The sequence below is a fragment of the Arthrobacter rhizophilus genome (assembly GCF_026241105.1).
In the GTDB taxonomy this organism is placed as follows: Bacteria; Actinomycetota; Actinomycetes; order Actinomycetales; family Micrococcaceae; genus Arthrobacter.
Genome location: NZ_JAPFFT010000001.1, coordinates 140,194 through 162,161, shown reverse-complemented (window position 1 = coordinate 162,161; position 21,968 = coordinate 140,194). Strand labels below are relative to the sequence as shown.

Annotated in this window: 20 protein-coding genes; 1 reads left to right on the top strand and 19 read right to left on the bottom strand. The window is 62.7% G+C overall.

The genetic code is table 11. The annotated features are described in order from the left end of the window. Window positions 1-118: 118 nt before the first annotated feature. The 3 genes from crcB to OOZ51_RS00695 are packed head-to-tail and all read right to left on the bottom strand — an operon-like array spanning window position 119 to window position 1,517. Window positions 119-487: a fluoride efflux transporter CrcB gene (gene crcB / locus OOZ51_RS00705; protein WP_265976965.1), complete on the bottom strand. Its 369-nt coding sequence runs from the start codon at window positions 485-487 to the stop codon at window positions 119-121. Then, window positions 484-984 carry a fluoride efflux transporter FluC gene (locus tag OOZ51_RS00700; RefSeq protein ID WP_265976964.1) on the bottom strand — a complete coding sequence of 167 codons (501 nt, stop codon included), beginning with the start codon at window positions 982-984 and terminating at the stop codon, window positions 484-486. The genes crcB and OOZ51_RS00700 overlap by 4 nt, the downstream gene beginning before the upstream one ends. Continuing rightward, on the bottom strand, window positions 981-1,517 hold the full coding sequence (locus tag OOZ51_RS00695) for a universal stress protein (RefSeq protein WP_265976963.1): 537 nt from the start codon (window positions 1,515-1,517) through the stop codon (window positions 981-983). Before OOZ51_RS00695 ends, OOZ51_RS00700 begins: the two co-directional genes overlap by 4 nt. 106 nt (window positions 1,518-1,623) lie before the next feature. On the opposite strand from OOZ51_RS00695, the gene OOZ51_RS00690 reads away from it, so the two are divergent. After that, window positions 1,624-2,358 carry an SOS response-associated peptidase gene (locus OOZ51_RS00690; RefSeq protein ID WP_265976962.1) on the top strand — a complete coding sequence of 245 codons (735 nt, stop codon included), beginning with the start codon at window positions 1,624-1,626 and terminating at the stop codon, window positions 2,356-2,358. A 17-nt stretch (window positions 2,359-2,375) separates the two neighbouring features. Here the strand turns inward: OOZ51_RS00690 and OOZ51_RS00685 are convergent, their stop codons facing one another. From OOZ51_RS00685 to OOZ51_RS00610, 16 genes are all read right to left on the bottom strand, one after another. Further along, the gene (locus OOZ51_RS00685; protein WP_184740419.1) at window positions 2,376-2,645 is read right to left on the bottom strand and encodes a hypothetical protein; all 270 of its coding nucleotides are present in this window, start codon (window positions 2,643-2,645) and stop codon (window positions 2,376-2,378) included. A 144-nt stretch (window positions 2,646-2,789) separates the two neighbouring features. Then, window positions 2,790-5,114 (bottom strand): gluconokinase, GntK/IdnK-type, encoded by a 2,325-nt coding sequence (locus OOZ51_RS00680; protein WP_265976961.1) that lies wholly within the window; start codon window positions 5,112-5,114, stop codon window positions 2,790-2,792. 10 nt (window positions 5,115-5,124) lie between these two features. Then, a complete protein-coding gene (gene manD / locus OOZ51_RS00675; protein ID WP_265976960.1) occupies window positions 5,125-6,354 on the bottom strand; it encodes a D-mannonate dehydratase ManD in 1,230 nt (409 codons plus the stop codon). 118 nt (window positions 6,355-6,472) lie between these two features. Beyond that, complete coding sequence (gene uidB / locus OOZ51_RS00670; RefSeq protein ID WP_265976959.1) at window positions 6,473-7,906, bottom strand: glucuronide transporter; 1,434 nt, start codon at window positions 7,904-7,906, stop codon at window positions 6,473-6,475. Window positions 7,907-8,277: 371 nt separating this feature from the next. After that, entirely contained in the window at window positions 8,278-9,606 is a 1,329-nt protein-coding gene (locus OOZ51_RS00665) for a mannitol dehydrogenase family protein (protein ID WP_265977294.1), read from the bottom strand. Between the two features lie 86 nt (window positions 9,607-9,692). Then, on the bottom strand, window positions 9,693-11,099 hold the full coding sequence (uxaC, locus tag OOZ51_RS00660) for a glucuronate isomerase (protein ID WP_265976958.1): 1,407 nt from the start codon (window positions 11,097-11,099) through the stop codon (window positions 9,693-9,695). Between the two features lie 89 nt (window positions 11,100-11,188). Beyond that, window positions 11,189-12,235, bottom strand: a complete 1,047-nt coding sequence (locus OOZ51_RS00655; RefSeq protein WP_265976957.1) for a LacI family DNA-binding transcriptional regulator — start codon at window positions 12,233-12,235, stop codon at window positions 11,189-11,191. A gap of 106 nt (window positions 12,236-12,341) precedes the next feature. Continuing rightward, complete coding sequence (locus OOZ51_RS00650) at window positions 12,342-13,508, bottom strand: Gfo/Idh/MocA family protein (RefSeq protein ID WP_265976956.1); 1,167 nt, start codon at window positions 13,506-13,508, stop codon at window positions 12,342-12,344. A gap of 57 nt (window positions 13,509-13,565) precedes the next feature. Continuing rightward, window positions 13,566-14,426: a sugar phosphate isomerase/epimerase family protein gene (locus OOZ51_RS00645; protein WP_265976955.1), complete on the bottom strand. Its 861-nt coding sequence runs from the start codon at window positions 14,424-14,426 to the stop codon at window positions 13,566-13,568. A gap of 41 nt (window positions 14,427-14,467) precedes the next feature. Next, on the bottom strand, window positions 14,468-15,475 hold the full coding sequence (locus tag OOZ51_RS00640) for a Gfo/Idh/MocA family protein (RefSeq protein ID WP_265976954.1): 1,008 nt from the start codon (window positions 15,473-15,475) through the stop codon (window positions 14,468-14,470). A 43-nt stretch (window positions 15,476-15,518) separates the two neighbouring features. Beyond that, a complete protein-coding gene (locus OOZ51_RS00635; RefSeq protein WP_265977293.1) occupies window positions 15,519-16,394 on the bottom strand; it encodes a sugar phosphate isomerase/epimerase family protein in 876 nt (291 codons plus the stop codon). A 208-nt stretch (window positions 16,395-16,602) separates the two neighbouring features. Then, window positions 16,603-17,787 carry a Gfo/Idh/MocA family protein gene (locus OOZ51_RS00630; RefSeq protein ID WP_265976953.1) on the bottom strand — a complete coding sequence of 395 codons (1,185 nt, stop codon included), beginning with the start codon at window positions 17,785-17,787 and terminating at the stop codon, window positions 16,603-16,605. Beyond that, window positions 17,784-18,629, bottom strand: a complete 846-nt coding sequence (locus OOZ51_RS00625) for a sugar phosphate isomerase/epimerase family protein (RefSeq protein WP_265976952.1) — start codon at window positions 18,627-18,629, stop codon at window positions 17,784-17,786. The genes OOZ51_RS00630 and OOZ51_RS00625 overlap by 4 nt, the downstream gene beginning before the upstream one ends. 49 nt (window positions 18,630-18,678) lie before the next feature. Beyond that, window positions 18,679-19,467, bottom strand: a complete 789-nt coding sequence (locus OOZ51_RS00620) for a carbohydrate ABC transporter permease (RefSeq protein ID WP_265977292.1) — start codon at window positions 19,465-19,467, stop codon at window positions 18,679-18,681. Between the two features lie 158 nt (window positions 19,468-19,625). Then, the gene (locus OOZ51_RS00615) at window positions 19,626-20,597 is read right to left on the bottom strand and encodes a carbohydrate ABC transporter permease (RefSeq protein WP_416346326.1); all 972 of its coding nucleotides are present in this window, start codon (window positions 20,595-20,597) and stop codon (window positions 19,626-19,628) included. Then, entirely contained in the window at window positions 20,594-21,958 is a 1,365-nt protein-coding gene (locus OOZ51_RS00610; protein WP_265976951.1) for an ABC transporter substrate-binding protein, read from the bottom strand. The genes OOZ51_RS00615 and OOZ51_RS00610 overlap by 4 nt, the downstream gene beginning before the upstream one ends. Between the last annotated feature and the right edge of the window lie 10 nt (window positions 21,959-21,968).

Below are 21,968 nucleotides of genomic sequence, written 5' to 3'. Positions count from 1 at the left end.
CTGCTTTCAACCCCGCAGCAGCAGCGCACCGGCGTTGGCCGCGACGATCAGAGACCCGCCGCGGGAGCGCGAACGCATTGTTGAGTTGCTGGCGGGGCTTTACAGCTGACGCGCCGCTTCAGAGCAAGAGAACTAGCCCGACGCCGGCTGCTGCGGCGGCGACACAAGCGGCCATTGTGCCCACTCCGTTGAGGAGGGCGAGGCCCGTCCGGCCGCTCTGGACAAGCCTGACAGTCTCCAGGCTTGCTGTGCTGAAGGTCGTGTATCCGCCCAGGAATCCGGTGCCGAGAATCAACTGAAGGGATTCAGGAGCCTGATGGGCCATGACCAGTCCTGCCAAGATCCCCATGAGCAGTGAGCCGGAGACGTTGATGAAGATGGTGCCCAGCGGCAGGGCGGTCCGGGCCCGGGAGCGGACCAGGCCATCCACCACGAACCGGGCGGCCGCCCCTCCGCCGCCCGCGAGTGCGATCAGGAGGACAGTCATGGTTGGGCCTTCTGCATCTGTTGGGCGGACTTGTGCCGGAACGCTCCAAGCCAGATACCCAGGGTTGTGGCCGCGGCACCGCCGACCAGGGTGGCTGCCAGGTACCACAGAGCGTCCATTCCGCGTCCTGCTCCGAAGAGATGCACGGAGTCCAGCGCTAGGGTGCTGTAGGTGGTGTAGGCCCCGAGGAAACCACTCCCGATGCCGAGCCGGGCAACCCGGCGGAGTCCGGCGTCGGGCCCGCTCCGGGCAAGCGCTTCGAGGAGCCAGCCCAGCGCGAGCGCCCCGGACAGATTGATAAGCAAAGTGGGCAGCGGCCACGCGTCCGGCGCCGGAACGGCCATGCCAAACCAGTAGCGGCTTAGGGCCCCGAGGATTCCTCCGGCCGCCACGAGGAGAACGAACCGCCCGTGCAGATGGAGCGGGCGGTGCGAGTGCCGGTCCGTTGGCGCCATCTGGGTTTTGGCTCCGGGCGCGGCGGTGCTGCTTTCCTTCATTGATCCCTGCTTGCGTCGTGACGGCCCAAGGGAACCATGAGCACGGGGCAGTATTGGCGATGGGCCAAGTGCAACGCTACCGATCCAGTGACCAATCCTTCAAACTTCGGACCGAGGCCATGTTCCTTGGTTCCCACGACGATCATGGAGGCGTTGATGCTCGCGGCATAGCGGCCCAATGACCTCGCAGGCTCGCCCGCGAGCGTGACAAAGGACCACTGCACACCCGATCCGCTGAGTTGATCCGCGATGCGGGACTGCAGCGACTCCGAAATGGCGGCGGCGTCGTCGTCGATTCCGTCAGGATCGATCGGCTGGGCCACCAGATGCCCGTCCCGGTCCCCTGCCGCCGGAAAGCTCGTGACATCGGCGAAGGCCAGGACCAGCTCCAATCCGGCGGTAAGCGCTACTTCCGCGGCCTTTTCAACCACTGTGGCAGGCTGCTTCGGGAGCACCCCTGCCAGTACCGGTCCCGTCAATCGGGCGGGGCTGCCCTTGGCCAGCGGCGTGTCCTCGCCACGGGGGTTGCTCATGGGGCCCTCCAAATGACCGGGTTGTCAGGATATGGGTTCTTCGATCTTGCTCCAGTATGGTCGCCGAAGACTGGCGTTGTCCCAAGCGCTAGGCGAGAATGTCGATATGTGCGGTCGGTTCAGTGTCGGTTTCGAAGCAGACTATCTCTCGAGGAAGCTCGGTGCTGTACTGCGGGGTGATACCGGCTACCCTTCGCCGACCCTCCAGATCAATCCGACTGACCCTGTGGTGTTCCTGAGGGGGCGGGCAGGAGAAAGCTCGGTTGGACGGGAGCTCGCGGCCGGGCGGTGGGGCTTGGTTCCATCATTCTCCAAGTCCTTCGATTCGAAGGTACCCACCTGGAATGCGCGTTCGGAAACCGCTGGGGCAATCCCGGTGTTCAAAGCTTCCCTGCCGAAGTGGCGGGCCGTCGTCCCGGCTTCTGCCTACTACGAGTGGAAGAAATCGGGTCCTGGCCGCAAAGATCCCAAGCAGCGCTATGTCGTCGAACCGCAGGACGAGCTGATTACTTTCGCCGGTTTGTTTGCGCCTTGGCGTGACGAGAGCATCGCGGACAAGTCCGCGCCTGGCGCGTGGCGTTTGTCCTGCTCGATCCTGACCATGGATTCCCCTCCGGAAGGCGTTCACGAGAGGCTGCACAATTTGCATGATCGGATCCCGGTTCCGATTTCTCCGGCCATGATCGACGATTGGATCGACCCCAAGGAAACCCGGGGCCAAGCTCTTTTGGACGCCGTGCTGGGAGATGCGTATCGCTTGGCGTCGTCATGGACGATGAGGCCCGTAGAGCTCGTGGAGGACAACACCAAGTTGGTGGACGTCGCGAACCCTGCCGCCTGATTCATCTCCCGCAGCGCTCAACGCTCGTAGCGCAGTTCGGCCCGCACGTCCGTATCTTTCAGCCAGGTCAACCTCGTGGCCGATCCGAAGGGGTTCGGCCACCATTGCACCAGCACTTTGCCCTCTGCCGTCCGGGTGACCATGGCCGGAACGTATTGAAGGTATTTCGGCCACACGAGCTTGGCGATGACGGGCACCCTCGAAACAGTTGACAGGGGCTCCGTTTGACGCGGAGGCGGGGCGCCAACTGAGTTCAACGGCGCGGGATATTCGGGCTGGTCAGGCATGCCCGAATACTACTGCGAGGCATCGACAATATGGAGGCCGGGAAATTCGAACTCCTTACCCCAAGCAATCCGGACGCCGGGACCGTGACTGCCACTCCCCGTTACGGCTGGGGAGTGGCCGTCACAGACCGGAGCCTGTCGCGGCTAAAGCCGGGTATCGAACGAATCGCAGAACACGTTTTCGTTGAACGTCCCCTGGAACTCGGACTTGCCCTGGATTTTCTGGATTGTCGCCCGAATGGCCTCGCGAGTTCCTGCGTGGGCGTTGATGGCGGTCTTGACCATCGGCACATCGATCAAGTGGTTCGGCTGGTTCAGTGAGACGAACACCGTGGGGACCTCCGTGACGTACCAGGGGATTTCCGCCGCCATTGGGCTGGACCACTTGATGCGGATGGCAGCTTCCTGGGCGAAGCCCTTGACATTGGCGAAGACGAAGGCGGCGTCGTATTTGTCCGCGTAGTCGCCGGTCGCTTCGTCGGCGATGACGCTCATGAAGTTCACTCCGGACTCGCCCGCAGCTTCACGCTGCTCGGCCGTCTTGAAGACGTGGACTTCAAAGCCTGCGCTTTCCAGCTCTTCCTTGACCGTGTCCAAGTAGGCCAGGGGATCCGCACGGGTGAAATCGGAACCGCCGGAGATGCCGTACAGGCGTATGCGCTTGTGCGTTTCCGGCGTGATAGGCAGGTTGCTGGCGGTGTCCTTGATCAGGGTGACGGTCTTGTCTGCGATCTCGGCGGCGACGGCAAGATGGGCGTCGCTGCCAATCACACGGAGCGCCCCGGGCGGCGGCGTCAATTCGTCCGGGAGCTTCTTGTGCAACCCCAGGCTGGCCTTCAACCCGAGGATCCGGCGCAGCGCATCGTGGAGGCGCTGCTCGGTGATGACTCCGGTTTTGTAGCCGTCCATCATGTACTGGAAGTCCTCAGCGGGGTTGCGGAAGAACAGGAACATGTCGCAGCCGGCCGCGATGGTCGCCGGAACCAGGTCCTTGCGCTTCATCGCTTGGGTCAAGCCGATCATCTGCGAGGCATCGGTGAGGATCAGGCCATTGAAGCCGAGTTCACCACGGAGCAGGTCCTGGAGTAGCTCCGGAGCGAGGGTGGCGGGCAGGATGTGCTTGTCCGCCGTCCCCGGACGGAAGTGCCGAGTGAGCTCCGGCGCCCCGATGTGTCCGACCATGATGGATTGGACCCCATGGCCGATCATTTCCCGGTAAACGTGCCCGTAGCTGGAATTCCATTCCGCGTACCCGAGCGTGTTGTACGAAGTAACCACGTGCTGGTCCCGTTCGTCCACGCCGTCGCCCGGGAAATGCTTGATGGCACAGGCGGTGGGCGATTCGCTGATTCCGTCGAAGTACTCCTTGGCGCGCTCCACCACGATTTCCGGCGCGTTCCCGAAGGCCCTGGTGGAGATGACCGTGTTCCGCCAGTTGTAGTGGATGTCCACGATCGGTGCGAAGGCCCAGTTGCAGCCCAGAGCCGCCGTTTCCACTCCAGCAACCTGACCCATTTTCCGGGCGATGGACTTATCCGGGTGGGAACCGGCCTGCAGGTGGGTCGACACGAAAGTTCCGTCGTCGCAGCTTCCGGCGCCCCCCATTTCCGGGTTGGAGGCCACCAGGAGCGGGATGCGCGTTTTGGACTGGGCATAACGGATGTGTTGCTGCACAGCGGCGGACGGACCCGGCCTGTACCGCATGCCGCCGACGTGGTAGTTCTCCAGCACGCCGTCAAGGTACTCCGGGGAGTAATCGTTGTTGTGGTTGATGAAGAGCTGCCCGATTTTCTCCTCGAGGCTCATGCCACGGATGGTCGAATCCACCCACGCAACGGCGTCGTCGTCGAGGTTGAACGGCGCCGACTGGAGGTCGACGTCGAACTGGCGCGCTTGGGTGCCCACGGCCGCGGTGCCGTTGCCCGCCGGAGCGTTGGAACCTGCGACGGCGGCAATCCCGGCCAGCGCCTCCGCGACCACCTCGCTTACAGGGGCGGCGATGTCCACGACGAACCCGGCCTCGTCGGCGTCGAGCGGTTCCAGAGTGGCGAGCTGCGAATCAAGGAGGGCAGGCGGCATGAAGTGGCCGGAACGACCTTCTGTCCGTTCCCGAAGCACCTCTTTGCTGCCGTGCAGGTGCAGGAAGACGGTGTCCGGGGCTTTCTCACGAATGGCATCCCGGTAGCTGCGCCGCAGGGCGGAACAGGCGAGAACCAGTCCGCCATCCCCGGCGTTGGCGAGTTCGGTGCCGACCGTCGCCAGCCACGGCCAGCGGTCTTCATCAGTCAGTGGGGTTCCCGCGGCCATTTTGGCAACGTTTTCCACCGGATGGAGCGAATCGCCGTCGAGGAACGGAACTCCCAGCGCCCGGGCCACGAGGTCCCCGATGGTTGTCTTGCCGCAGCCGGAGACGCCCATCACCACAATGCGCCGCGGCTTTTCCGCGGCTGCGCTGAGATCGCCAGCCATGGCGGCGTTCCTACCAGTCATGAACGGTGCCGTCGACGAGGCGGTTGTAGGGCAGGTAGGCCTGCTGGTACGGGAAGGAATTGGCGGCTTCCTCGTTGAATTCGACGCCGAGGCCCGGCTTGTCGCCCGGGTGCAAGTAGCCGTCAGTGAAGGTCATGGACTGCTCGAAGACTGTGTTGGTCTTGTCCGAGTGCTGCATGTACTCCTGGATGCCGTAGTTGTGGATGGCCAGGCCCACGTGCAGCTGCGCGGCGAAGCCGACTGGTGAAATGTCCGTGGGGCCGTGGAAGCCGGACTTGATCTGGTACTGGGCGGCGAAGTCCATGACCTTCTTCAGCGGCGAGATCCCGCCGAAGTGCGTGGACGCGGCCCGGACGTAGTCGATCAGCTGTTCTTTGATGAGGGTCTGGAAGTCAAAGACAGTATTGAAGATTTCACCGATGGCCAGCGGCGTGGTGGTGTGCTGGCGGACCAGTCGCAGCCCTTCCTGGTTTTCGGCCGGGGTGCAGTCTTCGAGCCAGAAGAGATCGTACGGTTCCAGGGCCTTGCCGAGCTTGGCGGCCTGGATGGGGGTCATGCGGTGGTGGCCATCGTGGAGCAGCGGGATTTCCGGACCGAATTCGTTGCGCACCGCTTCGAAGACGGTGGGCAGGTGGCGGAGGTAGGCGCGGGTGTCCCAGTCCTCTTCCTGCGGGAACGCACCCCGGCCGGCGGGTTCGTAGTCGTAGCGCTCGCCGGAAGCCTGTGCTTGCGCAGCCACGCCGTAGACGGCCTTGATGCCCGGGATGGCGGTCTGGATGCGGATGGACTTGTAGCCCAGTTCCAGGTGCTCCCGGACCGAGTCGAACAAAGAAGGGATGTCCGCCCCCGAGGCGTGGCCGTACGCACGGAGCCCGTTGCGGGAAGCACCGCCGAGGAGCTGGTAGACCGGCAGTCCGGCCACCTTGCCCTTGATGTCCCACAGCGCCATGTCGACGGCGGCGATGGCTGCCATGGTGACCGGGCCGCGGCGCCAGTACGAGGAGCGGTAGAGGAACTGCCAGGTGTCCTCGATGCGGTGCGGGTCCTTGCCGATCAGCAGCTGCGCAACGTGTTCCTTCAGGTACGCGGCCACGGCGAGCTCACGGCCGTTCAGGGTCGCGTCGCCGATGCCGGTCACGCCGTCCTCGGTGGTGATCCGCAAGGTCACGAAGTTCCGGGTGGGGCTGGTCACGAAAACTTCAGCGGCAATGATTTTCACAGCTGGTCCTTTCAGGGTTGCTGATCGAGGGCTGACCTGGCCCGGATGCGACGTGCACCACAGGGCGGGTAAAGACGATCTTAGGATGGATGACAATTATTGGCAACCGGTTGCAGTATTATTTCGTGGAGATTTTTTCTGGTCCAGCGGTTTCCGCGGCGGTCCCCCCTGCGGGAGTCGCCGCGGCACCATCCCCACAGAATTGCTCCGCGCCGGATGTTTCCAGCGAACGACGGGCCTTGATTTCACCCAGGATCTGGGCGTGGAACGCATCGGTCAGCTTGTACTTCGCCATGACGACGATTGCGAAGATGGTCATGATGGTGGGCAGCGCACCTGCGGCAAACTGGATAGCCTGCAGGGATTCGGCGCTGTGCGTGGCGCCGGACTTATAGCCGCCCGCCGCGAGTGCGTATGCGGCAAGGGCGCCGCCGACGGCTTGGCCCGTCTTGCGGGTGAAGGAGAACAGCGCATACGTGATGCCTTCAGTCCGGACACCGGTCTTCCATTCGCCGTATTCCACGGTGTCTGCCTCCAAGGCCCACACGACGATGTTGACGGCCATGACACCGAGCATGCTCAAGAGGAGACCGGAGAACCCGACCCAGACCATGAAGGCCGGAGCGAAGAAGACGATTGCGCCACCGATGATGGCGAGGAGCCCGGCAGCCACGTAGATGGTCTTCTTGCCGAAGTTTCGGACCAGCCTTGGCATGACCGGAGCGAGGGCAAAAGTCACCAGCAGTTGGACGATGGAGAGAACCGCGTAGAGATCCAGTCGGCCGAGGACGTCGCGCAAGTAGTACAGCTGCACCGAAGACAGAGCCATGTAGCCGGTCAAGAAGAGGAAGGAGCTCAGGCACAGCATGAGCAGGGGACGGTTTGTCCTGAGCGTCGCCATGCTTTGCTTGAAGGAAACCTTGGGCACCGCCCTGTGGACCCGCTCCTTGGCGGTCAGGAACGTGAAGAAGTACAGCACTGCGCCGATCCCGACGAAGACCAGAGTGATGATGGTGAACGTGGACTGCAGGTTGGCGCCGGGCTTGATGAGCGGAGCTACGAAGATGCCCAATGCGGAACTGACCAAAAGGGCGCCGACCATGCGGGCGGAGCCCAGCTTGGCTCGCTCCCCCGGCTCTTGGGTCATCGCGCCGGCCAGCGAACCGTACGGGATATTGACCAGCGAGTAGGCCAGGCCGAGGGCCGCATATGTCACATAGGCGTAGAGCAACATCCCCGTTTCACCGACCTGCGGAATGGAGAAGGCTGCGACACTCAGGAGCAGCAGAGGGATGGAGCCGAACATAATGAATGGGCGGAATTTTCCGAAGCGCTTGCTGTAGGCGCGGTCAACCAATCGTCCGGCAAAGACATCGGCGAAAGCGTCGAAGATCCTGACAGTAAGCAACAGAGTCCCGGCGGCTGCCGCGGATATGCCCGCGACGTCGGTGTAGTAGACGAGCAGGAACATGGTGGCAGTGGTGAAGGCAAGGTTGTTGGCGGCGTCGCCAGCCCCGTAGCCTAAGATGCTGAGTTTGCTGAGCTTGTTCATTGCGGGCTCCTTTACCCTTGCCGGTACCCCACGTTCCGGCTTGCGATGATGGAAGGGCTTCGGCCGAACCAGGCCTGATATTCTTGAAGCTTGAAGTAATTCTAATCACACTGGCAACCTTTCGGCAAGCGGTTGCCAAATGTTTTCATTGAACTTCTCCGCTTCAGGCGGATTCGTCATTGCCGCGATCTTGGGTCTATATGCTCTTGAGGCGCTCGCTCGGAAGAAGTGAGCGAGCGTCGGCGAAAAGGTCCCCAGAAGTGAGCGAGCGTCGGTCCTGCCAATCGCTCGTTCACACATCAGGGCCTAAACGACGGCGCCCGTCACCTTCACGTGGAAGTTAACGGGCGCCGTCGAAAGTGGCTGACGGATTAGCTAAGGTTGCCAGCAGCTGCGAAGGTCTCGGCCAAGCCCTCGACGAGGTCCACGATCCCGGCGTCGGCGGCCAATTCCGGATCCACGAGGTCCAGCAGCGCCTCGAGCCGGGCACGGCCGACAAGCGTGTTGGCCGCAGCGATGTCTGCCGCCCGCGGGTCCTGAAGTCCGGTTGCCGAGGCAGTGTACGCAGACCAGGCCGCGATCATGCGCGCAGCCCCTTCGCCGCGTCGGCCGGCGGCACGTTCGGCGCGGAGGACCGGTACGGCTCGCATGCGCAGTTTGGTGCTGCCGTCCATGGCTATCTGGGCCAGGTGGTGGGCGATCCGGGAGTTCCCGAAGCGCTCCAGGAGGGCAGCCCGGTACTCGGGGATGCGCAACTCGTCGCCGTGGAGGTTGGCGGCGGCCTCGTTCCAGAAATCTTCCACGGCCCGGCGGCAACCCTCGTCGGCGAGGGCTTCCGCCACGGTCTTGTGGCCGCGCAGCTGCCCGGCATAGGCGAGGAGCGAGTGGGCGCCGTTGAGGAGCCACAGCTTGCGGTTCTCGTACGGCTCGATTTCGTCCACGAAAATGGCGCCGGCGTCTTCCCAGTGCGGGCGTCCCGCGGGGAAGTCCCCGCTCAGCACCCAGTCGCGGAAGGGCTCGGCGACCACGGGAGATTCGTCGCGGTATCCGCAGGCGGCAGCGACGGCGGCGATATCGGCCTCGATGGTACGCGGCGTAATGCGGTCAACGGAAGTGCTGACAAAACTGACGCTCGCGTTGATCCAGGCAGCGAGTCCAGCGTCGAACGCCAGGGCCATCCCCACCACGGCGTTTCTGGCCACGGTCCCGTTGTTGGAAAGGTTGTCGCAGCAGACGACGGCGAGAGGGCCGGCGTCGGCATCGCGACGGGAGGCCAGGGCCAGCACCAGGCGGCCCAACGGCGTCGACGGCTTGCCGGAAACAGAGCCGGCACCCTCAGCGAGCAAAGCGAGGTCTGCCGCGACGTCCGGCGCCTGGCTGTCCAGCTTGCCGTCTGCCCCGAGCCGGTAGGCGGCCTCGGTGATGGTGAGCGTGATGAGCGAAGTCAGCGGGGCGGAGACAAGCTCGACAAAACGCTCAACGTCGGCACCGTCGACTGCTTCGACGATGCTGCCGATGACCTCGAAAGAATCACCCGCGTCCGAACGCTCCACCAAGGTATAGAGGCCATCCTGGGCAACCAGGACCTCTGCGGCATCCGGGCGGCGGCCCGTGAAGGAAGCAATGCCCCACTCCGCGGCGTCGCTGGCGTGCTGGGTGTACCACGCCTGGTGCGAGCGGTGGAATGCGCCCAGTCCCATGTGCACAATACGCACAGGAGCTTTCGCGGTGGGCCTGACGGCACGGCTCAAGCGGGGCAGATCCGCGGGCTGCGTGGGTTCGGTGGTCACAGCTTGAATACCCTTCGTGGTGAGGCGTCGACGACGTCGACGATGAGTTCGTGGGCGCGGGCTTCGCTGACCCGGTGCTCGGCAACGAGGCGAGCGAGGAACGAGGCTTCGATCCGGCGGGACGCGTCGTGCCGGGCCGGGATGGAGCAAAACGCTCGGGTGTCGTCGATGAAGCCCGAGGACCGCGAGAAGCCGGTGGTTTCGGTGACGGCGGAGCGGAAGCGGAGCATGGCATCCGGGGCGTCAAGGAACCACCAGGGTGCTCCGAGGTACACGGAGGGGTAGAACCCAGCCAGCGGCGCCAGTTCGCGGGAGAACACTGTCTCGTCCAGTGTGAACAGCACCAGGTGGAAGTCCTTGGCCGTGCCGAAGTCCTGAAGCAGGGGCCGGATCGCCTCGGTGTAGTTGGTGGCGAACGGGATGTCGTGGCCGGTGTCCGCACCGTAGGCGTCAAAAGTGGGCTGATGGTGGTTGCGGAAGGAACCGGGGTGGATGGTCATGACCAGGCCGTCCTCCACGGACATCCGGGCCATCTGGTACATCATATGGGCTTCGAAGGTGTTGCGGTCCTCGGCTGTCGCCTTGCCGGTACGCGCGAGTTCGAAGATCCGCTCGGCTTCGGTCCGGTCCAGCTTGAGCGTTGCCGGGGTCAGGACGCCGTGGTCCGCCGAGACCGCGCCATGGTCCACGAAGTAGCGACGTCGGTTTTCCAGGGCCTTGATGTAGCCGGTGTAGCCTGTAGCGCCCTCGCCGGCGGAATCGACAAGCCGGTCGACGTTGGCGCTCCACGCCGGGTGCGCGATGTTCAGGTAGGCATCCGGGCGGAACGTGGGCAGCACGCGGCCGTTGAAGGACGGGTCCTCGGCGATGGCCTTGTGGCTGGCCAGGCTGTCCAGGGGATCGTCCGTGGTGGCAAGGACTTCGATGTTGAAGTCCTTGAAGAGCTGGCGGGGACGGAAGTCGGGCTCAACGAGCTTGGCAGCAATGGCGTCGTAGCTGGCGTCGGCGGACATTTCGCCAAGGTCCGCGCCCAGCTTGAACACGCTTTCGAACTGCGTGCGGAGCCAGTACCCGGAGGCTGTGCCTTCGAAGAGGGGCCAGGCCTGGACGAATGTCCGCCAGATCTCCCGCGATTCGGACCCGCTGGCACCTTGCACGAGCAGTTTGTCCATCGGGACTCCGCTGGCGTGGATCAAGCGGGTGACGTAGTGGTCCGGGCTGACCAGGAGCGCGGCCGGATCAGGGAACGGGGTGTTGTGCTCGATGACGGCGGCGTCAACGTGGCCGTGCGGGGAGATGATGGGCAGGTCCTGGACGCGCTCCAGCAAGGAGCGCGCAATGCTGCGCGTCCCGGGATCCGCAGGTAGGAGGCGGTCAGGGTTGGCTGCGATCGACTGTGACATAGGTCAATTTTCGATCCGGGGAGGCGGTATGTCAACCGGTTGCCATCTTTTGCCATCTCGTTGCAACTATCCTGGGGGATCGCTTGAAACTAGGCGAGCAGCCTTCCGCTGGAGCCGCGCACCACGAGCTCTGTATCCACGCGAACCACTCCCCCAGGGCCCTCATGGCCGAGCAGCATATCTAGCAGCAGGGCCGCGGCGCGGGACCCGCACTCCCCCAAGGGTGATCTGACGGTGGTGAGTGCGGGGGTCGTGAAGTCCGCCCCGAAGATGTCGTCGAAGCCAACAATGCTGATCTGGTCGGGAACGCGCATACCGGCGGCCTGCAACTCCTGCATGAGGCCTATGGCGAGAAGATCGTTATAAGTGATGACCGCCGTCGCGCCGCTCGCCAGGACGTCGCGCGCTACTTGGCGACCGCCGTCGACGGTTGGCTTGGACGATTCCAAACGGACCGCCTCCAACTTGTACCAGTCGCAGGCAGCCTGGACACCCTCCCAACGGCGGCGGGACATCCAAGACTGCGGCGGCCCGGCAACGTAGGCGAGCTTCTGATGACCATTCGCGGCAAGGCTCCGCACAGCCTGGCTGATGCCTTTGTTCACGTCCGGAACCACGCAGGGCACGCCGTCCACTTCGCGGTTGATGACGGCCACCGGCTTCTCCGAGGCCAAAGCACGGATCTGTTCGTCATCCATACGCGGGCTCGCCAGAATGAGGCCGTCCACGGTGCTCAACATCCGGCGGGCCGCGGTGAGCTCGGTTTCCGGCGACTCCGCGGATTCAGCCAACACCATCGTGTAATCCCGGGCGGATCCAGTGGTCTCCGCGCCGCGGATAATGTCGAAGAACGTCGGGTTGGTAATATCCGCGACGATCAGCCCGATCGTTTGCGTCCGGCCAGTGGGAAGCGCCCGGGCGAAAGGGTTCACCCGGTAGTTCAGCTGCTCGGCGGCATCCTCGATGATCTTCTGGGTCTTGGCACTGACCCGCCCAGGCTTGCTCAGCGCGCGCGAGACCGTGGAGGGGTTGACTCCCGCGAGCTTCGCGATGTCGTAGATGGTCGGTGAGGATTTCTCCCCGCGTCCACGCCTGGCTGGGACGGTTGCTGCTCCGGGGTTCGTTACTTGGGTCACGGCTCCATCGTAATCGTGCATGGCAACAATAAGCAGGACGGTTGCCAATCAATCGGCTGGCGACCGCCCCGCCCAAATGCGCGGTTAACTACGAGCGCACCGCTCATTAGTAACGCTCAGGGAACTTACCTTCTTCCCGGATGCGCTTGTTGAGCTCGCGCATGTACTCCTCTTCGTCAAAATCGAGGGAGACCTCCCTGCCGGTCCAACTGGACAGGTGGATGGCATTCGCCAGGCGAACGCCCTTGATCCCGTCCGAGCCGGGGGCCAGCAGCGGAGTACCGTCCAGGATGTTGGCCGCGAAGTTCTCCAGGACGCCAGCGTGCTGTCCACCCCAGACGGACTCGAACTCGATGACCTCCGTGGTGTAGTAGTCCTCGGCCTTCAACTCACCCATGAAGAGCTTGCGGACATCGTCCATGTCCATGCCGTCGCTGAGTTCGCGCTCTGGTTTGACCAGCCTGGTGACTGTAGCGGTCTTGCTGTTCTCCACCACGATCTTGCCCTGGTCGCCCAGGATCTCGAAGCGGTCGGTTCCCACGAGGTCGTGCGTGGCGGTGACGAACACCCCGGTGGCGCCATTGCCGTAGTCCACCACTGCGGTGACCTCATCCTCCACTGCGATGTCACGGCGGAAACCGTAGGCCACCTTGGAGTAGACGGACTTCGGCACGCCACAGATCCACTGCCAGAGGTCAAGCTGGTGGGGTGCCTGGTTGACCAGGACGCCGCCGCCTTCGCCGCCCCACGTGGCGCGCCATTCGCTGGAGTTGTAGTAGCCCTGCGGACGCCACCAGTTGGTGATGATCCAGTTGGTGCGGCGGATGCTGCCGATCTCGCCGTTGTCGACGATTTCCTTGAGCTTTTTGTAGAGCGGGTTGTTGCGCTGGTTGAACATGATGCCAAAGGAAAGCTCGGGCTTGGAGGCCGCGAATTCGTTCAGTTGCTTGACCTGCTTGGTGTAGACACCGGCAGGCTTCTCCACCAGGGCGTGGATATTGCGCTTGAGCGATTCGATGCCCATATCCGGGTGCAGGAAGTGAGGCACGCACGTGACGATCGCATCGACGTCGCCGCTTTCAAGCAGGGCGATGTAGTCGTCGTAGAACGGTGCATCCGGATACTGGGCGGCCGCCAAGTCCTTTTTTGCGGGATCGGTGTCGCAGATGGCGCCAATTACCATGTTCGGGACCATTCCGTCCGTGATGAACTTGGCGTATGCGCCGCCCTGCTGGCCCAGGCCGATGATGCCAAGGCGTACTTTCGTGCTCATGGGTGATTCTCCATGTTCGATATGGGTGGGGAGACTTGCGGGTCGGGTGAAGCAATCCTAGAAAAGGTCAGCGTGGCCCATGGCCACCAGGTTGTCGTGGGAAGTCTGCAAGGCTTCCCAAACAGTGCGTCCGTACAGCTCGTCCTGCTCGACGAGCATGTACTCCGCGCCGGCGGTCTGGGCGGCCGGGATGATCGAGGGGAAGTCCAGGTTGCCTTCGCCCACTTCAGCGAATTGGACCACGTTCCTGAACTCGGCCATGAAGCCCATGAGGTCCCCCGTTTCCAGGAGCCCGAAGGCCGATTCCGGCAACTCGCCGATCCGGTAGTCCTTCAGGTGCACCATGGCAGTGCGTCCGGCGTACTTTGCCAGAGTCCGGACAGGGTCCAGGCCGCCGCGCTGCACCCAGTGCACGTCGATCTCCATGCCCATTGCCGGGGAGTTCTCGGCAATGATGTCCAGCATGTATTTGCCGTCGAACTTCGCGAACTCAATGTGGTGGTTGTGGTAGTACAGGCCGATGCCGTGTTCCCGAAGCCTCTCCGCGTATTCGTTGGCCTGCTTCGCGAAGTCCACCACGGCGTCGATCGACTTCATGGCGGGAAACGGCATCATGCCGATCCGCAGGAGGTGAGTGTCCAGTCGCCTTGCGTCGTCCACGATCTTGTTGAAGTGGTCCTTGAGCGAATCGCCCGGCATGCGCTTGGGGGTTTCCATTGCCACGGACAGCGCGGCGATGTCCATGCCCAGTTCGCTGCGGGAGCGGTCCAGTTCGTCAACGTTGTCCGGTGTCATCGGGATCTGGGAAATCTCGACGGCATTATACCCGATCGCACTTACCTTGCGGAGCGTTTCAAACGCTCCGCGATCGGCGAAACTGCCTTTCAGCATCATCGCTTGTACGCCAATTTTGGCCACTTTGTCCTCCGTAGTGTTCCGGGCCCACGTGGGCCAAGTAGTTAGCGCACCTGCCCGGAAATTTCCGGGTAGCTCTGCGCATAGATGTCTTTGACGATCCTGAGCGACTTTTCGGCTTCAGCAGGACTGATCCAGAACGGAGCAGGATCCTCGAGCTTGGCGTAGAAGTCCTTGATCAGGAGTTCGTGGGACACGCCCCAGTACGCACGCCCACCTGATTCCAAGGCGCGTTCAGGGATCGTTTCCACGGTGCCGTCGGCGTATGTGACGTTGAGGTCGCCGCGAAGGCTGAGGGTAGCCTTTTCGGTCACGATTTCCAGCGTCACCGGTGCGTTGGTGGCGTTCGCCAGAGTGGCGTAGAAGACGCTGGTTGCACCATTGGCGTGCCCGGCGATGAACTCCGCGGTGTCCTCCACCTCGATCACACCGCCTAGGGAACGCGTGGAGGCATGGCCTTCCACCTTTGTCACGTCACCTGCCAGCCATTGGAGCAGATCCACTGTGTGGATGGCTTGGTTCATCATGAGGCCGCCGCCTCCTTCAGCCCAGGTGCCGCGCCACGGCCGGTCCCGGTAGTACTCGGCCGTCCGGTGCCACATCACGGTGGCCGAAGCGCCCAGAACCTGACCGAGCCCGCCGTCGTCGAGCATTCTCCGCATCGCTTGCGACGTCGCGTTGTAGCGGTTCTGGAAACATACGGCGATCTTCGCCGTGCCCCGTTCGGCCGCCTCCACCAGTCGGCGCCCCTCTTCGAGAGTGTGGGCCAGCGGCTTTTCGACAATCACGCTGACGCCGCGCTCAACGCATTCCACCGCTAGCGAGGCATGCTGGTGGTGCGGAGTGCAGATATGCACGACGTCGGGCCTCACTGCCTCGAGCATCTCCAGATAATTCGCGTACCCCTCCACGCCATAGGCGGCTTCTGCCGCCTCCAGACGCATGGGATCGGTGTCGCAGACTGCCACGAGTTCGACGTCGTCCATCTTGGCGATCGCCCCGAAGTGCACACTCGATACATCACCGCAACCGATGACTGCTGCTCTAGGCATTCTTGCTCCCTCGAAAGATGTGTTCCTTTGAACGTACCGGCCCTTAGGCCAAGGCGACACCGTTCTTGGCCGCGAGTGCCGCAAAGGCACGAGCTGCAGAACCGAAGGCGACCGGCCCGGAGAATCCGCCCAGTTCGTGGGTGCTGGCCAAATGCGGCTCCAGCGAAGCGAAGCCGGCAAAACCGTCCGCCTTCAGCGCGGCGATGGTGGCGTCCAGTTCGCCGTCGCCTTCGCCGGCAGGCACTACTTCACCTGTGCCGGCGACTGCGTCCTTGACTTGGAGGTACTCCAGGTAGGGTCGCAGCATAGCGTACCCCTCCGTGTACGGCTTGACGCCCACCTGGACAAAGTTGGCGCTGTCCCAAGCGATGCGCAGTGCAGGTGAATCGACGGTCTCCATGATGTCCAGGACGCGCTCCGGAGTGTCGCCGTAGATGCCTTTTTCGTTTTCGTGCAGCAGGACGACGCCGGACGCTGCCGCCTCGTTCGTGAGTGCGGTCATGCGCTCCATGACTGAGTCGCGGATGTCTTCAGGGCTCTGCCCTTCAGCCCGATAAAAGGAGAAGATGCGGATGTACTTGGCGTCCAGGCCCTTGGCTACTGAAATAATCCGGCGCAGCCGGGCGAGCTCACGTTCCACCGGCACACTGACGTCAATCTTGCCGATAGGGCTTGCGACGGCGGAAACCTTCAAGCCCTTCTCGTCAAGGATGGCCTTGAGCCGCTCAACATCTTCCGGCATGAGTTCTGAAACATTGGTGCCCCAGGCGCTACGCACCTCGATATGGCTGGCACCAAGGGCCAACAGGACGGCAGCCTGCACGTTGGGATCGGGGTCTACTTCGTCTCCGAAACCGGACAGGTTCCACAGTGCATTGGCTTCAGTCACGGAATTCTCCTTTGGATCCGTCGCCCGCATGGCGGCATTTGGCGCGGACATGTGGTTCACAGGCATGCGTTCTCCCCGAGTCTAGCCAGACCGGCACGACTTGACAACCGATTGCCAAATATTGGCAACTATGCATTTTGGCGAGATGCGGTCCCTGTGCTGGTACGCGAGGCACCAGCACAGGGACCGGACAGCCGTGGCCCGGTCTTCTCCGGAGCCTAGACCTTGCGCCTAGTGCCTAGGCGTCGCCACCCGTGTGGACGGTGACATCGTCATACTTGCCAGCCAGGACGTCTTCGAAGTGCACGGCCGTTCCGAGGGTTGCCGAAACGTACAGGGCCCGCACTGTGGCTAGGGCCGCCGTTGCCTCGTTGACTCCCACCCGGGGTTCTTTTCCCGTGCGTATGGCTTGCACGACGTCTGCGTACTGCTTCTGGTGAGCGGTCTGCAGGTCGTCAGCCCCCTTTGTGTTTGCTGATGCGTCGTGCACCCCAACCTCAAGTTCGGCCTGGTTCCCGGCCCCGGCCATACCGTAGGAGGACCCCGACTCTCCTGCAGGCGCGTTGTCGGCAGCGTGGAAATACTGCAGCCGGTCATTGTCTACCACTGCTGATCCCCTCTCGCCATGGACCTGGATCCGGGCAGTGAGCCCGGGGTATGCGGCGGTGGTGCAGTGGATCACTGCCAACGCACCCGAGGCGAAACGCACAGTGGCAACTGCCGTGTCTTCGACTTCAATGCGCTCGTGAGCCAGGAGTGCGGTATGGGCCTGGATCTGGACGGGCGTTCCCAAGAACCAAAGAAGCAGGTCCACGCTGTGGACGCCTTGGTTCATCACGGCTCCGCCGCCGTCGAGTTCCCAGGTTCCGCGCCATTGGCCGGAGTCGTAGTAGTTCTGGGCCCGCCACCAAGCCAGCGAGGCCACGCCAGAAGTGATCTTGCCGAAGCGGCCCGACTTGACCGCGCTGGCAACAGCAACACTGGCCGGGTCGAAGCGGTGCTGGCTGATCACCGAGGTGACCTGCCCTGTGGCGGCCGCCGCTGCTTCCGCAACGCGCCTGGCGCTGGGCAAGTCCACGTCGATGGGCTTTTCGATAATGACGTGCTTACCGGCCCTCAGTGCCTCGACGGCCAGGTCGGAGTGCAGCCCGCTTGGTGTGCAGATGGCGACAAGGTCTATGTCCGAGTCGCTCAGTGCATCGGCGAGGGTCGCGTAAGTCGCGGGACGCTGCTTGGGTGTCTGGTTCTCAACGGCGCCGGCCAACGCGGTCGCGGCTGACTCCACTACATCGATAAGGGCGACGAGCTCCAGGTCCCCGTTGGCAGTGACCACCTGGGCGTGCTGGCGCCCGATGACTCCGCAACCGACAATGGCAGTGCGCAGACGGGGTCCGGGCGTGCCCACTGAGTTGGCGTTGGTCATTTGGTCCCCACTCCGGCTTCTTCGAGAAGGCGGTTGAAAGCGCGTCCGGCTACTCCGAACGCGGCGGGTCCGGAGAATCCACCGAGGTGGTGGGTGTTTGCCAGGTGAGGTTCCAGGGAAGCGAATCCTTCGAAGCCATCTTCCTTCAATGCCTTGATGGTTTCGCGAAGTTCTCCGTCACCTTCCCCTGCCGGCATCACGAGGCGGTCATTGGCGCGCGCATCCTTTACCTGAAGGTATTCCAGGTAGGGGCGGAGCATGTCGTAGGCCTCGCTGAAGGGCTTGACACCTACTTGAACGAAGTTCGCGGCGTCCCATGCAACCCTCAGTGCCGGCGAATGGACCGTAGTGACGATGTCCAAGACACGTTCAGGGGTGTCGCCGTAGATGTCCTTTTCGTTCTCGTGCAGCAGTACGACGTCGTGTGCCTGGGCCTCTGCGGCAAGGGCACGCATGCGGTCCATGACGGCGTCGCGGACCTCTTCGGGTCCCGTGCCTTCGGCCCGGTAAAAGGAGAAGATCCGGATGTAGCGTGTGCCGAGGACCTTAGCCGCATGGATCGCCTTGCGGAGGCGGTCCAGTTCGACTGTGACAGGGATGGTGACGTCGACCTTCCCGATCGGAGAGGCGATAGCCGACACGCCCATGCCCTGTTCCCGCAGGATAAGGTCCAACCGGTTCAGGTCTTCTTCGGACAATTCAACGATGTTGGTGCCCCAGGCGCTGCGTACTTCGATATGGTTCGCGCCCAAAGCCTGCAGAACGGCAATTTGGATCAGCGGGTCCGGACTTATTTCGTCACCGAATCCGGACAATGTCCACTGGGTTTGCTTGACGGTCACGTCGTTTTCTCCTTGGCGGTGATACATGGTGGCAGCCTGTGTGCCGGGTCTATTTGACTCCGCCGGCGGTCATGCCGCCGACGAGGAATCGCTGGAAAATCAGGTAGAGGATGACGACGGGAGCAGCGCAGACCAGGGAGGCTGCCATCATCTGGCCGTAGAGGGGCAGCGCTCCCCCTTCTGCCGAGGAGCCGAAGATCTGCAGCACAACCGCAACGGTCTGGGTGTTGGGACGGGTCAGGACCGAGGCGAACATGACGTCGTTCCAGCCGAGCAGGAAGGAAAACACGCCGGAGACGACCAGCCCGGGCCAGCTGAGCGGGAAGATGATTCGGAAGAGCACCCCGAGCGAGGAGGAGCCGTCAATGCGGGCTGCTTCCTCAAGTTCCTTGGGCAGACCCCGCAGGTACGTGACCATGACCCAAGTCGAGAAAGGTAGCGCAAACGTCAGGTAGGCAAGGAAAAGGCCCCAGTACGTGCCAATGACCGTAATCCCCAGATAGTTGCCCGCTGATGCGAAGAGTACGAACACCGGAAGCAAGAGCAGGCCGCCTGGAACACTTTGCAGACCGATGAGCCCCCGCAGGATGGTGATCCGACCAACGAAATCGAACCGGACCAGCACATAAGCGGTGATGATGCCCAGCAAAGAGGAGACGACGGCGACCAGCCCGGCGATCATGACGCTGTTCATGAGGCCATTCCCCAAAGGCAGGGTGCTCCAGATCTTCGTGTAGTTGGCCAGGGTGAATTCCGTGGGGAAGTATGCCCCGCGGGCCACTTCCACATCCGAATTCATGGACGAGAACACGATGTAGAGCAAGGGAATCGCGACCATCGCGCACAGCACGATAGTGCCTCCAACCAGCAAGGGGGTCGGCAGCAGGCGGTAAACCGCGGCAGTCTGCCGTCCGGTCTTTCGGGTCGCGGGTTTGGAGGGAAGCACCCTGGAAGTCTCCAGCGGGACTTCATTGACGACGTCGGAAGTCTGGTTGCTCATTTCTTGCCTCCCGCGTCGGTGCCGGTGTCGAGTCGTACGGCTTTCAGGTAGAAGTAGAGCGGTATCGCAATCAGCAGAAGCGAGATCAGCGCCATAGCCGCCCCCATGCCGAACCGGAGGCTGGTGAAGCTCATGCTGTACACGAGGGTGGGCAGTACCTGCACGTCAAACGGTGCCGGGACGCCGAACAGCAGGAACGCCAGCGAGAAATTGTTCATGTGGTGGAGTGTCGCGATGAGGCACGCCAGGGCGACCGGCCCGCGCAGATAGGGAAAGATCACGTAACGCAGCTTGGTCCACCACAGAGCGCCGTCGATCGCTGCGGCCTCGTGAACCTCCTGGTCCACGGATTGAAGGCCGGACAGTGCCATCAGGTAGATAAAGGGCCATGCAGCCCACACCTCGACCAGGATCAGGACCCAGAAGCTGGCCGGACCGGTGAGCCATTGGCCGGCAGGGAGTCCCAACCCTGTCAGTGCCTTGTTTATGATGCCGTCGTGCTGAAGCATGGTACGCCAGAAACTTCCCACTACGAATGAGGGAAGGACATAGGGGATCAGGAACATTGAGCGGACCAAAGACCTGCCACGATAGGCATTCTGGGTCGCCAATGCGGCGTAAATACCTATCGGTACCGTGATTACGGTTGCAATCACCGAGAAACCGACGCTGTTGCCGAAGGCGTGGACCAGATCAGTCGAGGTGAACGCTTCGACGAAGTTGTTCAATCCGATGAAAGGGGCGCTGATCCATTTACGGATGGTGTATTGATCCAGTTGCAGCATCGCGATGTAGATGCCCAGGATCAGGGGGACGATGATAATCAGGCCGATCAGAAGCGCACCGGGGGTGAGCATCCACAGCGGCCGGTTTCGTTCGCTCACAGTCCGCCGGCGCTTGGCAGGCGGCTGCCCGCCAAGCTCCGGGGCGCGCCGCAGGGCGGCGTCTTTTTTAATTGTGGTGCTCACTTGCTTGCCGACGCCCTGTCGAGGGAGGCTTGGGCGTCCTTCTGGGCCTTGGCCAGCGCAGCCTTGAGAGTGGCCTCGCTGACGCTGCCGTTGCCAAGATCGGGGCGGGCCTGAACGACGACGTTGGTCAGCGCCAACTGGATGTCGCCCCATGCACCGGTGAACGGCGTGGTCTTGGCCTTGGATGCCGAATCAATGATCGGTGACAGCGAGGGATCCGCGTCTTGGACCTTCTTTGCCGCCGTAGCGTTAGTGGGAAGATCCCCAAACAGCTTGTTGTAATTGATCTGCTCGTCTTCGCTGGTGAGCAGTTTGATGTACGCGGCTGCGAGGTCCTGGTTCTCCGAATATTTGGCGACCACCAGGTTGTCGCCGGAAATGATGGAACTGACCGGCTGGCCACCGGAGGGCGCGGAAGCCTGCCCGGGCGGCACCGTCGGCATCACGGCGTAGGCGTATTTTCCCTTCACCGCGGACGCATCGAACGTGACTTTCGATGATGCGGTGGTCATCAACATCATCGCGGACTGGCCCGCTGCGAAGTCCGCGGCAGCCTGGGTGTCGTTCCAGCCGACGGCGGCCGGGTTGACAACCTTGTCCTTGGTCAGCCAGCCAAAGTATGTCTGGTACGCCTTAAGAACCGCCGGGTCGTCGATGCGGGCAGTCTTTCCATCCACCAGAGGGTTGCCGGACTGGTTCGCCATGGCCCATGCAAACTTCCACGGCGTGTAGTTGTCGGCGTACCCTGTCGCGAAACCGTACGTGGATCCCGTGGTCAGCTTCTTGGCCTGGTCCAGAAGTCCGTCCCAAGTGCTCGCCGGCTTATCCAACCCGGCCTGCTTGAACAGCTCGGTGTTGTAGGCCAGAACGTAAGGCCTTGATGTAAATGGCACACCCACTTCGTTCTGGGCGTCGGGACCGGAAATTCCCAAGGTCGCCGGAACAAAGCGATCGCGGCCGCCTACCTTGTCCCACATTTTGGAGTCAAACTTCACGAAAGCGTCCGTCGAGTATGCCGTCGGGGTGAAGGTTGTACCCACTGCGTAGACGTCCGGGCCCTGGCCCGCAACAACGGAGGTTTGGATTTTGGAAAGCTCATCGTTGGCGTTAGCGAAGGTTTCGAATTTCAAGTCGGCGCCGGTCTGCTTCTTGAAAGCCTCGGCAATGTGAGTCTGCCAGGCCTTGAACTGCTCAGCCTTGTTTGTGTTGGCACCGACCAGGACATCCAGAGTCTTGCCCTGGCCGTTGACTGCGCCGCCTGCGCTTGCCGAGTTGTTGTCGGCGCCACATCCAGACACCGCCAATGATCCCAGCGAAATGAGAACGACCGCGCCAAAAATTCGGGTCCTTGAGTTGTTCATGTCTTTTCTT

Excerpts from the sequence above, each read along its gene's own strand:
- OOZ51_RS00640 (WP_265976954.1), bottom strand. The coding sequence starts at position 15,475 with ATGCCTAGAGCAGCAGTCATCGGTTGCGGTGATGTATCGAGTGTGCAC.
- OOZ51_RS00690 (WP_265976962.1), top strand. The coding sequence starts at position 1,624 with ATGTGCGGTCGGTTCAGTGTCGGTTTCGAAGCAGACTATCTCTCGAGG.
- OOZ51_RS00685 (WP_184740419.1), bottom strand. The coding sequence starts at position 2,645 with ATGCCTGACCAGCCCGAATATCCCGCGCCGTTGAACTCAGTTGGCGCC.
- OOZ51_RS00680 (WP_265976961.1), bottom strand. The coding sequence starts at position 5,114 with ATGGCTGGCGATCTCAGCGCAGCCGCGGAAAAGCCGCGGCGCATTGTG.
- OOZ51_RS00695 (WP_265976963.1), bottom strand. The coding sequence starts at position 1,517 with ATGAGCAACCCCCGTGGCGAGGACACGCCGCTGGCCAAGGGCAGCCCC.
- OOZ51_RS00635 (WP_265977293.1), bottom strand. The coding sequence starts at position 16,394 with ATGCGGGCGACGGATCCAAAGGAGAATTCCGTGACTGAAGCCAATGCA.
- crcB (WP_265976965.1), bottom strand. The coding sequence starts at position 487 with ATGACTGTCCTCCTGATCGCACTCGCGGGCGGCGGAGGGGCGGCCGCC.
- uidB (WP_265976959.1), bottom strand. The coding sequence starts at position 7,906 with ATGAACAAGCTCAGCAAACTCAGCATCTTAGGCTACGGGGCTGGCGAC.
- OOZ51_RS00610 (WP_265976951.1), bottom strand. The coding sequence starts at position 21,958 with ATGAACAACTCAAGGACCCGAATTTTTGGCGCGGTCGTTCTCATTTCG.
- OOZ51_RS00665 (WP_265977294.1), bottom strand. The coding sequence starts at position 9,606 with ATGGGACTGGGCGCATTCCACCGCTCGCACCAGGCGTGGTACACCCAG.
- OOZ51_RS00620 (WP_265977292.1), bottom strand. The coding sequence starts at position 19,467 with ATGGTCGCGATTCCCTTGCTCTACATCGTGTTCTCGTCCATGAATTCG.
- OOZ51_RS00630 (WP_265976953.1), bottom strand. The coding sequence starts at position 17,787 with ATGACCAACGCCAACTCAGTGGGCACGCCCGGACCCCGTCTGCGCACT.
- OOZ51_RS00700 (WP_265976964.1), bottom strand. The coding sequence starts at position 984 with ATGAAGGAAAGCAGCACCGCCGCGCCCGGAGCCAAAACCCAGATGGCG.
- OOZ51_RS00650 (WP_265976956.1), bottom strand. The coding sequence starts at position 13,508 with ATGAGCACGAAAGTACGCCTTGGCATCATCGGCCTGGGCCAGCAGGGC.
- uxaC (WP_265976958.1), bottom strand. The coding sequence starts at position 11,099 with ATGTCACAGTCGATCGCAGCCAACCCTGACCGCCTCCTACCTGCGGAT.